The sequence below is a fragment of the Stenotrophomonas sp. STEN020 genome, assembly GCF_056760195.1.
The window spans coordinates 17,286-28,913 of sequence record NZ_JBRREI010000056.1; the positions used below are offsets into that span (position 1 = coordinate 17,286).

At 64.8% G+C, this 11,628-nt stretch carries 13 protein-coding genes and 1 pseudogene; 8 read left to right on the top strand and 6 right to left on the bottom strand.

Going from position 1 to position 11,628, the window contains the following annotated elements:
• Positions 1 to 69: 69 nt before the first annotated feature.
• From ACVOLZ_RS18455 to ACVOLZ_RS18475, 5 genes are all read right to left on the bottom strand, one after another.
• Entirely contained in the window at positions 70 to 324 is a 255-nt protein-coding gene (locus ACVOLZ_RS18455; RefSeq protein WP_481517395.1) for a hypothetical protein, read from the bottom strand.
• 151 nt (positions 325 to 475) lie between these two features.
• Positions 476 to 709, bottom strand: a complete 234-nt coding sequence (locus tag ACVOLZ_RS18460) for a hypothetical protein (RefSeq protein WP_481514325.1) — start codon at positions 707 to 709, stop codon at positions 476 to 478.
• Positions 710 to 1,256: 547 nt separating this feature from the next.
• Positions 1,257 to 1,748, bottom strand: coding sequence for an N-acetyltransferase family protein (locus ACVOLZ_RS18465; protein ID WP_481517396.1), 492 nt, complete (start codon positions 1,746 to 1,748; stop codon positions 1,257 to 1,259).
• Positions 1,749 to 1,751: 3 nt separating this feature from the next.
• A complete protein-coding gene (gene rpe, locus ACVOLZ_RS18470) occupies positions 1,752 to 2,426 on the bottom strand; it encodes a ribulose-phosphate 3-epimerase (protein WP_481517397.1) in 675 nt (224 codons plus the stop codon).
• 11 nt (positions 2,427 to 2,437) lie between these two features.
• Complete coding sequence (locus tag ACVOLZ_RS18475) at positions 2,438 to 2,767, bottom strand: J domain-containing protein (RefSeq protein WP_481517398.1); 330 nt, start codon at positions 2,765 to 2,767, stop codon at positions 2,438 to 2,440.
• 165 nt (positions 2,768 to 2,932) lie between these two features.
• On the opposite strand from ACVOLZ_RS18475, the gene ACVOLZ_RS18480 reads away from it, so the two are divergent.
• Together ACVOLZ_RS18480 and ACVOLZ_RS18485 are read left to right on the top strand one after the other, a co-directional pair.
• Complete coding sequence (locus ACVOLZ_RS18480) at positions 2,933 to 3,859, top strand: phosphoribosylaminoimidazolesuccinocarboxamide synthase (protein WP_481510113.1); 927 nt, start codon at positions 2,933 to 2,935, stop codon at positions 3,857 to 3,859.
• 94 nt (positions 3,860 to 3,953) lie between these two features.
• On the top strand, positions 3,954 to 4,427 hold the full coding sequence (locus ACVOLZ_RS18485; RefSeq protein WP_481517399.1) for an Mpo1 family 2-hydroxy fatty acid dioxygenase: 474 nt from the start codon (positions 3,954 to 3,956) through the stop codon (positions 4,425 to 4,427).
• 12 nt (positions 4,428 to 4,439) lie between these two features.
• Here ACVOLZ_RS18485 and ACVOLZ_RS18490 read toward each other — a convergent pair whose 3' ends face one another.
• A complete protein-coding gene (locus ACVOLZ_RS18490) occupies positions 4,440 to 5,345 on the bottom strand; it encodes an NAD-dependent epimerase/dehydratase family protein (protein ID WP_481517400.1) in 906 nt (301 codons plus the stop codon).
• A gap of 347 nt (positions 5,346 to 5,692) precedes the next feature.
• Between ACVOLZ_RS18490 and ACVOLZ_RS18495 the strand changes: the two genes are divergently transcribed.
• From ACVOLZ_RS18495 to ACVOLZ_RS18520, 6 genes and pseudogenes are all read left to right on the top strand, one after another.
• Positions 5,693 to 8,521, top strand: a complete 2,829-nt coding sequence (locus tag ACVOLZ_RS18495; RefSeq protein ID WP_481517401.1) for a monovalent cation/H+ antiporter subunit A — start codon at positions 5,693 to 5,695, stop codon at positions 8,519 to 8,521.
• Positions 8,521 to 8,901, top strand: coding sequence for a Na+/H+ antiporter subunit C (locus tag ACVOLZ_RS18500; RefSeq protein ID WP_481517402.1), 381 nt, complete (start codon positions 8,521 to 8,523; stop codon positions 8,899 to 8,901). The genes ACVOLZ_RS18495 and ACVOLZ_RS18500 overlap by 1 nt, the downstream gene beginning before the upstream one ends.
• On the top strand, positions 8,898 to 10,442 hold the full coding sequence (locus ACVOLZ_RS18505; protein ID WP_481517403.1) for a monovalent cation/H+ antiporter subunit D: 1,545 nt from the start codon (positions 8,898 to 8,900) through the stop codon (positions 10,440 to 10,442). The genes ACVOLZ_RS18500 and ACVOLZ_RS18505 overlap by 4 nt, the downstream gene beginning before the upstream one ends.
• The gene (locus ACVOLZ_RS18510; protein ID WP_481517404.1) at positions 10,439 to 10,945 is read left to right on the top strand and encodes a Na+/H+ antiporter subunit E; all 507 of its coding nucleotides are present in this window, start codon (positions 10,439 to 10,441) and stop codon (positions 10,943 to 10,945) included. The genes ACVOLZ_RS18505 and ACVOLZ_RS18510 overlap by 4 nt, the downstream gene beginning before the upstream one ends.
• A 38-nt stretch (positions 10,946 to 10,983) precedes the next feature.
• Entirely contained in the window at positions 10,984 to 11,226 is a 243-nt protein-coding gene (locus tag ACVOLZ_RS18515; RefSeq protein ID WP_481510128.1) for a K+/H+ antiporter subunit F, read from the top strand.
• Positions 11,223 to 11,534 (top strand): annotated as a pseudogene (locus tag ACVOLZ_RS18520) (Na+/H+ antiporter subunit G); the annotation flags it as partial. The gene ACVOLZ_RS18515 and the pseudogene ACVOLZ_RS18520, both read left to right, overlap by 4 nt.
• Positions 11,535 to 11,628 lie beyond the last annotated feature (94 nt).

An 11,628-nucleotide genomic window follows, 5' to 3' on the forward strand; every position in this document is an offset into this window, starting at 1 on the left:
CCACACTCCGTACGAACTGTTCTGAGAATAGCGCTGTGTGTGCATGCTGGCTGCATGCGCTGCCGTCGTTCAGGGCTTGCGCGGTCGCGGCGAGGTGGCCGCGTCCACCAGCGGACGCCTCGACGGCAGCGACCAGCGCTCACATCGGCCGATCGCGCTGCGCTTGAGGCAACGGCGGACGACCTGGGTTTGCTTGGCGGCTGCGGCGGGATGCGGCGGCGATACCGCTCCCGCTGAAGTGGACAACGGCGAAGTCGGCAACGGCGCCGCCGCCAGCAGACCCACCGCGCACAACGCGCCGACCAACAAAAGGGCAAGGATCATCTTCACGACACACCCCCGACATGCTGGATCCTGAGCACTACCCGCCGACGGAGCGCTCCTGCCAGGCGCGCACAGGAAAGGGCCCCGTCATTGACGGGGCCTTTTCACTAAAGCGACGCCCCGGGATGTTGACCGGCACGTCCAACCGCGATCAGCGGCTGCCGGCGCCAGTTGCGGCCGGTGCAGCTACGGCCTGCTTCGCAGCACTGTGGTGATGCTTCTTGCCGTGGTGCTTCTTGGCGGCGTGATGGGCAGCCGGCTGTGTGCTGCTGGCCATTGCGTGGGCGGGAGCAGGAGCAGCGGCCGGAGCGGTGGTCTGGGCGGCAAACGCGGCGCCTGCGCCGAGCGACAGGCCAACGGCCAGGAGAATGGCGGAGATCTTCATGAGAGTGGTCCTTGAGCTGGCTGTAACGACGATGACGAGGATTCTGGATGGCGTTGTGTTTCGCCATCGGGGTCAGATTGCGCCCGCCCGCCTATCTTGGAGATGGCCGCTGCATGAACTCTCTGTAATGTTGTGGGCGATGCCCCTACGGCAAACAGGAGTGCCACCGGCCTTGGCTGGTTGCGGCCCGTCATGAAGTCGTCATTGTCGATCCGGAGAATGGAAGGCCATAGCAAGGACGACGGATGGAGGCAGGATCAGCCTCCGATGATTCCCCGGCCGCAACGGCAACGTTGCGGCTTTTTTTTGCTTTACCTGTAGAGCCGAGCCATGCTCGGCTGGGGCTTTACAGGCGAGTTTCAAAGATCACAGGTGAAGCCCCCTGCCGAGCATGGCTCGGCACTACCTTTGCATTACCGGGAAAGCCCCTGCCGAGCATGGCTCGGCACTACCTTTGCATTGCTGTGAAAGCCTCTGCCGAGCATGGCTCGGCACTACCTTTGCATTGCTGGGAAAGCCTCTGCCGAGCATGGCTCGGCACTACAGATCAGCCGCCTTTGGCGAATTTCTGCAGCGCATCGCCTTGCAGGCGGTATACCGTCCATTCGTCCTGCGCTACTGCACCGGCAGCCTTGTAGAACTCGATGGCCGGCGTATTCCAATCCAGCACCGACCATTCGAAGCGACCACAACCCTGCTCCACCGCCAGCCTGGCGATGTGCTGCAGCAATGCCTTGCCTGCTCCGCTGCCACGCGCTTCCGGGCTGACGTACAGGTCTTCCAGGTAGATGCCGTTGCGGCCCAGCCAGGTCGAATAGTTGTGGAAGAACACGGCGTAGCCAATCGCCTGACCACCGCGTTCGCAGATCAAGGCCTGCGCCTTGGCATCGGCAGAAAACAGGCTGGCGCGAATGCCCGCCTCGTCGGTCTGCACCGAGGATTCGGCCTTCTCGTAGATGGCCAACTCGCGGATGAAGTGCAGGATCAGGCCTGCGTCATCGGCCAGCGCCGGACGAATCTGCACTTCAGCCGCGCTCATCACTCAGCCTCGCGCCGCCGCGACATTGCCGCGCATCTTGGTGATCATCTCGGCGTAGTTGGGCGCGTTGAAAATGGCCGAACCGGCAACGAAGGCATCGGCACCGGCAGCGGCGATCTCACCGATGTTGTCGGCCTTTACGCCGCCGTCCACTTCCAGCATCACCGGCTTGCCGAGCTTGTCGATCATCGCGCGCACTGCACGCAGCTTGTCCAAGGTCGAGGGAATGAAAGCCTGGCCGCCGAAGCCCGGGTTCACCGACATCAGCAGCACCAGGTCCAGGTCTTCCAGCACCCAGTCCAGCACTTCAACCGGGGTCGCCGGGTTCAACACCAGGCCGGCCTTGCAGCCGTGCGACTTGATCAGCTGGATGGTGCGGTGTACGTGGCGGCTGGCTTCCGGGTGGAAGCTGATGATGCTGGCGCCAGCCTCGGCGAAGTCCGGCACGATGCGGTCCACCGGCTCCACCATCAGGTGTACGTCGATCGGCGCGGTGACACCGTGCTTGCGCAGGGCCTGGCAGACCATCGGGCCGATGGTCAGGTTGGGCACGTAGTGGTTGTCCATTACGTCGAAATGGACCCAGTCGGCGCCAGCGGCCAACACGTTGTCGACCTCCTCGCCGAGCTTGGCGAAATTGGCCGAGAGAATGGACGGGGCGATGATGCAATTGGACATGGCGGGGCCTTTCAGCGTTTACGCAGGGATTTGATGCGGTCGTAGGCGGCGTTGATCTGCCGGGCCTTCCTTTCGGCCTGGGCGCGCAGCTCGGGGGCGGCGCCGGCCACTTTGTCGGGGTGGTACTGGGACATCAGGCGGCGGTAGGCCAGGTCGATCTCGGCGTCGGTGGCGTCGCGGGTGACCCCCAGCTCACGGTACGGCAGGTCCTTGCCGAGCTTGAACCAATCGTTGTCGAAGGCATGCCCCAGCAACAGGCCAATTATCCCGCCAAACAAGGGGTTGGGCCTGAAAAGCAGGGCCCCGGCGATGAAGCCGAACAGTTTTCCGTACCAGCGCATGGGTGGGTGAATGGCCTGTGGGCAAGCAAGACGTGCATTTTATGCCACAGCGGCCCAATCCGGCCGTACACTAGGCCGCCCGCCGACCAGCCGCGGGCCCTGCGGGTCCTCCAGACCCGGGTCCTCCAAGCCGGCGGCATTCATTGCCAAGTCCCAGGAGTGCCCGTGCCGACCACGCTGTTGCAATCCGATCTTCCCGGCCTGCCCTTGCGCCATCGCGGCAAGGTGCGTGATGTGTTTGATATCCCGCGCGAACGTCTGCCGGCCGGAACCCCTCCGGGCGAATACCTGTTGATGGTCGCCACCGATCGCCTGTCGGCGTTCGACGTGGTGCTGCCCGACCCGATCCCGGGCAAGGGCGAAATGCTGTGCCAGGTATCCAATTTCTGGTTCGCCAAGACCGCGCACCTGATGCCCAACCACCTGACCGGCATCGACGTGGCCAGCGTGCTGCCCGAAGGCGTGGACCCGGCGCTGTACGCCAAGCGTGCGGTGGTGACCAAGAAGCTCAAGCCGGTACCGGTGGAAGCCATTGCCCGCGGCTACGTGATCGGCAGCGGCTGGAAGGACTACCAGCGCACCGGCAAGATCAGCGGCATCGCCCTGCCCGACGGCCTGCAGCAGGCTGAAAAGCTGCCCGAAGCCATCTTCACCCCGTCGACCAAGGCGGCGGTAGGCGACCACGACGAGAACATCGACTTCGACGCGATGGTCAAGGCAGTGGGCGCTGACATGGCCGAGAAGGTGCGTGATGCCACCCTGCGCATTTACCAGTTCGCCGCCGAGTACGCGGCCGAGCGCGGCATCCTGCTGGCCGATACCAAGTTCGAGTTCGGTACCGATGCCGATGGCCGTCTGTACATCATGGACGAGATGCTGACCCCGGATTCCTCGCGTTACTGGCCGGCCGACGAGTATCAGGTGGGCATCAGCCCGCCCAGCTACGACAAGCAGTTCGTGCGCGACTACCTGGAAACGCTGGACTGGGACAAGACCGCACCGGGCCCGGCACTGCCGGCCGAGGTGATCGAGCGTACCCGCGCCAAGTACGCCGAAGCGCTGGACAAGCTGGCCGGCATCAGCGTCGACTGATCCTGCTGTGCCCGTCACGGATGCGCACGGCCACCGTGCGCATCCGTAGGGAAGCCGCGCTATGCTCTGCCAGTCAACCCGGGAGGGAGTTGGAATGAGTATTGCGCGTCCGGTGGATCGTTACTTCGCCAGCTACTCTGGCGATCACGTCAACCACACCAATCAGACCATCCACGTGTTCGCGGTGCCCGCGATCCTGTGGTCGGTGATTGCCATGCTGTGGTGCATTCCACCGCTGGTGCCGTGGTTCCAGCATGGCATCTGGGCGGCATTCGCCATGTTCGGCACCTGGGCCTATTACAACCGCCTGTCGCGCCCACTCGGCATCGGCATGCTGATCATCTTCTTCGTGTTCGGCTGCATCTGCCGGCTGCTGGAAGACCGGCTCGGCATCCAGATGCTGCTGTACATCGCCATCGGCGTGTTCGTGGTGGCATGGATCGCGCAGTTCATCGGCCACAAGATCGAAGGCCGCCGACCGAGTTTCCTCACCGACCTGACCTATCTGCTGATCGGGCCGATCTGGGTGCTGTCTAAGCTGTTCCGGCAGTTCGGCTGGCATTACTGAGGCGTTCGGCAGCTAGGCTGCATCCGCCGTCGAAGCAATGAACATTGCCGCTTCGGCAACAAACGCGCGTGGCGCATAGCCGAAATCGCGACGCGCCGGTTCGATATCGAACGCCAGCGGCTCGGTCATCCGCGCCAGCGCCGCTGCATTCATGCCCTGCAGTCGTCCACCGGCATGGGCCAGACGCAAGGCCAGTTTGAACAGCGGTGCGGGTACACGCAGCAGGCGTGGCCGCGCAGGCAGACAAGCCAGCGTCCGTCGCACCATCTCGGCATAGCCCAGCACTTCGCCACCGCCCAGGGCATAGGCCTTGCCAGCCGTGGCCGGGTGCGCCAGCACCTGCATCGCCGCATCGGCCAGATCCTGCACATGCACCGGTTGGCGCAGGCCATTGGCATTTGCAGGCAACGCAAAGAAGCCGGTGCGGGTGGCCAGCGCCGCGATCTTGGTGAGGGTCTTATCGCTGGCCGCGCCGTAAACCAGGGTTGGCCGCAGCACAGTCGCAGCCACGTCCCGCGCCGCTGCGCTGTCGAACAACACGCGCTCAGCTTCGCGCAGGCGCCGCGCGACATCGCGCTCAGCCGGCTCGGACGAATCCTGTTTCACGTCCACGCTGGTCGAGCCAAACGCGACCACCCTTGGTGCATTGATGTTCGATGCTGCATACCAGCGCGCGAAGTGATCCAGTGGACCACAGCTGAAAACCGCATCCACTGGCTGGTCTACCAGGTGGGTGCTGGACAGGTCGCCCAGCTGCCACTCCACCCCGGGCATGGCCTCGCGTTGCTGCCGCGTCACTGCTGTTGCCTGCCAGCCCGCCGCAACCAGGTTCGCCAACAGACGTTCACCGATCTGACCACTGCCACCAAATACCAGCGCGCGCTTACCGCCCGCTGCACTGCGAATGTCATTCTCCATGGGCGGAAGGATAGGCGAAGCCGCCCCGATTCCGCAGCCGTCACCTGGATAGGCGTTAGTGTTGTAGGAGCGGTGTAAGCCGCGAAGCTGACATTGCTGACTCGCTTGGCATCTGCGCCATCTGATGATTCGCCAGCTTCGCGGCTCACGCCGCTCCTACAAACTGCCAAGCTGCTGCACCGCATCGGACGGAGCCCAGCGCGACACGGCGCTTCCGTGTTCCCCGCCCACAGCCACTGGCAGCACTGGCTCCAGCGTTCCAACCCGAACGGATCATTCAGAAAAAGTCGCGGATCGAAAAAATCGCCTGTTAGACTGCAAAACCCCTTTCTGAACCGCGCCCCTACATGACGCCAGTCCTGTTGCTACTGCTTGCGCTGCCCTTTCTGCTGGCAGCGGCCATCGCTCTCAATGGCCGTTTGTCGCGCAGTGCAGCCGCATGGACAGCAGCAGCGGCACCGGTTCTAGGTCTGGCCCTGCTCGGCAGCGCCACCCCGGCCGTGCTCGACGGCGAGATCGTCCGCAACAGCTGGCAATGGCTGCCGCAGATCGGTCTGGATTTCAGCCTGCGCCTGGATGGTCTGGCCTGGATGTTCACCGGGCTGGTGCTGGGCATCGGCGCGCTGGTGGTGCTGTATGCGCACTACTACCTGTCAGCCAAGGACAGCGCGCGGCGCTTCTACAGCTACCTGCTGCTGTTCATGGGCGCAATGCTGGGCATGGTGCTGGCAGGCAATCTTTTGCTATTGATGGTGTTCTGGGAACTGACCAGCATCAGTTCGTTCCTGCTGATTGGCTTCTGGTCGCACCGCAAGGACGCCCGCGAGGGCGCGCGCATGGCCTTGATCGTCACCGGTGGCGGCGGCCTGGCCCTGCTCGCCGGTGTGCTGTTGATCGGCCGCATCGTCGGCAGTTTCGACCTGGATGTGGTGCTGGCCTCGGGCGACCTGATCCGCGCCAGTGCCTTGTACCCATGGGCACTGCTGCTGGTGCTGGCCGGCATCTTCACCAAGAGCGCGCAGTTCCCGTTCCACTTCTGGCTGCCGCAGGCAATGGCCGCGCCGACCCCGGTTTCGGCCTACCTGCACTCCGCAACGATGGTGAAGGCCGGCGTGTTCCTGCTTGCCCGCCTGCACCCGGCGCTGGCCGGCACCGAGCTGTTCTTCTACGTGGTCAGCGGCATTGGTGCGCTCACCCTGCTGATCGGCGCCTGGAATGCGATCTTCCAGCATGACCTCAAGGGCCTGCTGGCCTATTCGACGATCTCGCACCTGGGCCTGATCACCTTGCTGTTCGGCCTGTCCACGCCGATGGCGGTGGTGGCCGGCGTGTTCCACATCCTCAACCACGCCACCTTCAAGGCCTCGCTGTTCATGGCCGCCGGCATCATCGACCACGAGACCGGCACCCGCGACATGCGCCGGCTCGGTGGCCTGCGCAAGCTGATGCCGATCACCAGTGCGCTGGCCATCGTTGCCTCGCTGGCGATGGCCGGCATCCCGTTGCTCAACGGCTTCCTGTCCAAGGAAATGCTGTTCGCCGAGGCACTGGCAACGCAGGGCCCGGACTGGATGCGGCGGGCGATGAGCGCTGCCGCCCTGCTGGCCGGCATCCTCGGCGTGGCCTACAGCCTGCGCTTCGTCCACGACACCTTCTTCGGCAAGGGCCCGGTCGACATAGACGTGGTGCCACATGAGCCGCCGCGCTGGATGAAGGTGCCGGTGGAAGTACTGGTGGTGATCTGCCTGGCCGTCGGCATCGCCCCGGCGCTGACCATCGCGCCGGTGCTGCAGACCGCGGCAGCCTCCATCCTCGGCACCGCGATGCCGGAGTACAGCCTGTCGGTCTGGCACGGCTTCAACCTGCCATTGGCGATGAGCGCGATTGGTGTGGTCGGCGGTGTTGCGCTGTACTTCGGCCTGCGCCGCTTCACCGACCTGTATGCCGCGCGCAACCGCCCCACCGGCAAGCACCTGTTCCATCGCGGGCTGGACGCGTTGTTCGGCTTCGCCCACCGCGTCACTACCGTGCTGGCCAATGGCAGCCTGCAGCGCATGCTGTTCGCGCTGGTGCTGGTGGCGGTGATCGTCGCTGCCGCGCCCTACATCGCCAATCCGGTGATGCCGCTGTGGCCGGCCCCGCAGTCCATGCCATTGCTGGGCTGGACGCTGTGGCTGGTGATGCTGGCCTGCGCGTTCGCCGGGTTGTTCCTGTACCAGCAGCGCCTGTTGGCGGTGATCGTGATGGGCGGCACCGGCCTGATGGTGGCACTGACCTTCGTGTTCCTGTCGGCACCAGACCTGGCCCTGACCCAGCTGATGGTGGAGATGGTGACGCTGGTGCTGATGCTGCTGGGCATGAACTACCTGCCCGCACAGTCACCGCCGGAGCACTCGCGCTGGCGCAAGCGCCGCGATGCGGTACTCGCCATCGTTGCCGGCGGCGGCATCGCCGCGTTGGCCTATTCGTTGATGACGCTGCCGCCCAACACCATGTCCGGCGAGATGCTGCTGCGTTCACTGCCCGAGGCCTATGGCCACAACGTGGTCAACGTGATCCTGGTCGACTTCCGTGGCTTCGATACCTTCGGTGAGATCACCGTGTTCGGCATCGCCGCGCTGGTGGTGCACGCGATGCTGCGACGCACGCGGATGGCGCCGGAGCAGATCATGCCGGGCCCGCCGATCAAGCTGCCGGTGCCGGCCGATCTGGCCCAGATCATGTTCCCGCTGACGCTCACGGTGTCGATCTTCCTGTTCCTGCGCGGCCACAACGCGCCTGGTGGCGGCTTCGTCGCCGGCCTGGTGCTGGCGGTGCCGTTGCTGATCCAGTACGTGATCCAGGGCACCGTGTCGGTGGAATCGCGCTTCGGCTTCGACTACATCCGCTGCATCGGCCTGGGCTTGTTGATCGCCCTGCTCAGCGGCGTGGCCTCGATGCTGTTCGGCGTGCCGTTCCTGACCAGTGGCCACCTCGACCTAGAGCTGCCGCTGATCGGCACCGTGCCGCTGGCCAGTGCGATTGGTTTTGACACCGGCGTCTACCTGGTGGTGTTTGGCGGGGTGATGCTGATCCTGTCGATGATGGGCACCATCAAGCCCTCGCGCACCCGCAATGCCCGCAACGGCGAAATCGATATCCACCGCCGTTCGGCACGCACCGGGGAGATGCACTGATGGAACTGGCATTGGCAAGCGCCATCGGCGTACTGGCCGGCATCGGCGTCTACCTGCTGCTACGTGCGCGTAGCTTCGATGTGATCCTGGGCATGACCTTCCTGTCCTATGCCACCAACCTGCTGATCTTCAGCGCGGGGCGGCCGGTCACCGGCAAGGCGCCAGTGCTCAAGGACGGCGTGGCCACCAGCCTGGTGCACTACACCGACCCGCTGCCGCAGGCGCTGGTGCTGACCGCCATCGTGATCGCCTTCGCGATGACCGCGGTGAGCATCGTGCTGGCGATGCGCAGCCGCAGCGACAACCACAGCGACCACGTCGATGCGCACGAGCCCGAACTGCCGGCTGAGCAAGCGGCCAAGTCGGGGGGCGGCGCATGAATCATCTGGTGATCCTGCCGATCCTTATTCCGCTGCTGGGCGCCGCGCTGTCGCTGTTCATCGAACACCGCCGCTACGGCCCCAAGGTGCAGCGCACGGTGGCCTGGGCCAGCATGGCCGCCCTGGCCGCAGCGGTGGCATTGCTGTTCGCACAGACCAGCCAGGGCCAGATCTCGGCCTACCTGCTGGGTGACTGGCCGGCGCGCCTGGGCATCGCGTTGGTGGCTGATGGCCTGGCCGGCTGGATGCTGCTCACCACCCTGCTGCTGGCCATCGCCTGCCTGCTGTACGCCTGCACCGGCTGGGACCGGCGTGCGCCGCATTTCCACGCGCTGTTCCAGTTCCAGCTGGTCGGCCTCAACGGCGCCTTCCTGACTGGCGATATCTTCAATCTGTTTGTGTTCTTCGAGGTGATGCTGATCGCCTCCTACGGCCTGCTGCTGTCCGGCGGACGTGGCCTGCGCATGCGCATCGGCCTGCATTACGTGGTGTTCAACGTCACCGCCTCGACCCTGTTCCTGATCGCGCTGGGCATGCTCTACGCCACCCTGGGTTCCTTGAACCTGGCCGAGATCAGCCAGCGCATCGTCGAGTTGCCGCCTTCGCACCTGAAGCTGGCCAAGGCCGCCCTGGGCCTGCTGCTGCTGGTGTTCTGCTCCAAGGCCGCGCTGCTGCCGATGTACCTGTGGCTGCCCGAGTCGTATGCGCGTGCGCCGGCCGCGGTCGCCGCGCTGTTCGTGATCATGACCAAGGTCGGCCTGTACTCGGTGCTGCGGGTGACCTCGTTGTGGTTCGATGCCGATGCTGGTGCGCTGAGCGGTTACGGCAGCGATTGGCTGTTGTGGGCCGGCATCGCGACCCTGGTGGTTGGCGCGCTGGGTGCACTGGCAGCCACCCGCATGAGCGTGCTGGTGGCTTACCTGGTGGTGGTGTCGGCGGCGACCTTGTTCATCGCCTTCGCGCTGGGCAACACCGGCACGATCTCCGCTGGCCTGTACTACCTGCCGCACAGCACCTTCGCCGCCGCTGCGCTGTTCCTGATCGCCGACTTGATGCGGCGCCGTCGCCAGCAGGCCGACCGCCGCCGCGAGCATGAGCTCACCGTGCTGCCTGGCAAGACCGTGCCGGGCCTGTTGTTCCTGGTCGGTGCGGTAGCCGTTGCCGGGCTTCCGCCGCTGGCCGGTTTCCTGGCCAAGGCGGCGCTGCTCTCGGCCGTGCCGGAAGCACATACCGCGGTGGTCTGGAGCGCCGTACTGGGCAGCAGCCTGCTGGTGATCATGGGCCTGGCACGCACCGGCATCCGTCTGTTCTGGCATGTGCCCGGTGACGATGACAGCGCGCCTGCGCCAGAGCCGGTCGAAGCCCCGGCACGTCCGTTCGAAACCGCCGCTACCTGCCTGCTGCTCGGCTATGTGGTGCTGATGACGGTGTTCGCCGGGCCGCTGATGCGCCAGACCGATGCCATCGCCACACAGCTGCTGGCACCGGATCAATACCTGAATGACGTACGCGGCACCACGCCGCAGGTGAGGCAGCCATGAGCGAACGTCGCCCCCTGCTGCGCCGGGTATTCCCGTCGCCCGCCCTGTCGATCACCGTGGTCGCCTTCTGGCTGTTGATGTCCGACAGCTTCGATCTTGGCCAGTTGCTGCTGGGCATGCTGCTGGGCGTGGTGATCCCCTTGTTCGCCGCGCGCCTGGACCGTGAGTTCGCCCGCCTGGGCTCGCTGCGACCTATTCCCAAGCTGCTGGCGGTAGTGCTGTGGGACATCCTGGTCTCCAACCTGCGCGTGGCCGCGCAGGTGCTGGGACCGGAGCACAAGCTCAAGCCTGGCTTCATCTGGGTGCCGCTGGACATCGCCAACATCCACGGTATCGCCGCACTGACCAGTTTCATTACCCTGACCCCGGGCACGGTGTCGGCGGCGTTGTCCGAGGACCGCCGCCACCTGCTGGTGCATGTGCTGCACCTCGAAGATGCCACCGCCCTGATCAACGAGATCAAGAGCCGCTACGAAGCGCCGCTGATGGAGATCTTCCCGTGAACGGTTACCAGATATTCGAAACCACCCTGATCGTGTGCATGCACGTGGTCGGCATCGCCATGCTGCTGTCGTTGTGGCGGCTGCTGCGTGGGCCAACCGTGCCGGACCGCATCCTGGCACTGGATACCTTGTCGGTCACCGCTATCGCCGAACTGATGCTGTTCGGCATGTACCTGGACTCGGCCATCTACTTCGAGGCCGCCTTGATCATCGCCATGCTCGGCTTCTGCAGCACGGTGGTGCTGAGCAAGTTCGTGCTGCGCAGGGATATCGTCGAATGATCACCTTTCTGCAAATCGCGCTGTCGGCGTTGCTGGCCTTCGGCTGCATCTTCATCCTGATAGGTGCACTCGGCCTGGTACGTTTCTCCGATTTCTTCAAGCGCCTGCACGCACCGACCAAGGCCAGCACGCTGGGCGTTGGCTGCGTATTGGTGTGCTCGGTGGCGTACCACATTTTCCTTGGCCAGGACCCGCAGCCACGCGAGCTGCTTATCACCGTATTCCTGTTCATCACCGCGCCGATCAGCGCCCACCTGATGGCCAAGGCCGCACTATCGCTGATGATGGAAAGCCGCCCGGAACCGCCGAAAGAGTAATACCGAGCAGAAGCTCCACCTGTAGTGCCGAGCCATGCTCGGCATGAGGACTGCCCGGCAACGCCCGTGCCGAGCATGGCTCGGC

What these genes read in the sequence shown, in the direction of transcription:
- ACVOLZ_RS18495 (WP_481517401.1), top strand. Translation starts at nt 5,693, where the DNA reads ATGACGCCAGTCCTGTTGCTACTGCTTGCGCTGCCCTTTCTGCTGGCA.
- ACVOLZ_RS18460 (WP_481514325.1), bottom strand. Translation starts at nt 709, where the DNA reads ATGAAGATCTCCGCCATTCTCCTGGCCGTTGGCCTGTCGCTCGGCGCA.
- rpe (WP_481517397.1), bottom strand. Translation starts at nt 2,426, where the DNA reads ATGTCCAATTGCATCATCGCCCCGTCCATTCTCTCGGCCAATTTCGCC.
- ACVOLZ_RS18490 (WP_481517400.1), bottom strand. Translation starts at nt 5,345, where the DNA reads ATGGAGAATGACATTCGCAGTGCAGCGGGCGGTAAGCGCGCGCTGGTA.
- ACVOLZ_RS18500 (WP_481517402.1), top strand. Translation starts at nt 8,521, where the DNA reads ATGGAACTGGCATTGGCAAGCGCCATCGGCGTACTGGCCGGCATCGGC.
- ACVOLZ_RS18475 (WP_481517398.1), bottom strand. Translation starts at nt 2,767, where the DNA reads ATGCGCTGGTACGGAAAACTGTTCGGCTTCATCGCCGGGGCCCTGCTT.
- ACVOLZ_RS18465 (WP_481517396.1), bottom strand. Translation starts at nt 1,748, where the DNA reads ATGAGCGCGGCTGAAGTGCAGATTCGTCCGGCGCTGGCCGATGACGCA.
- ACVOLZ_RS18455 (WP_481517395.1), bottom strand. Translation starts at nt 324, where the DNA reads ATGATCCTTGCCCTTTTGTTGGTCGGCGCGTTGTGCGCGGTGGGTCTG.
- ACVOLZ_RS18485 (WP_481517399.1), top strand. Translation starts at nt 3,954, where the DNA reads ATGAGTATTGCGCGTCCGGTGGATCGTTACTTCGCCAGCTACTCTGGC.
- ACVOLZ_RS18515 (WP_481510128.1), top strand. Translation starts at nt 10,984, where the DNA reads ATGCACGTGGTCGGCATCGCCATGCTGCTGTCGTTGTGGCGGCTGCTG.
- ACVOLZ_RS18510 (WP_481517404.1), top strand. Translation starts at nt 10,439, where the DNA reads ATGAGCGAACGTCGCCCCCTGCTGCGCCGGGTATTCCCGTCGCCCGCC.
- ACVOLZ_RS18505 (WP_481517403.1), top strand. Translation starts at nt 8,898, where the DNA reads ATGAATCATCTGGTGATCCTGCCGATCCTTATTCCGCTGCTGGGCGCC.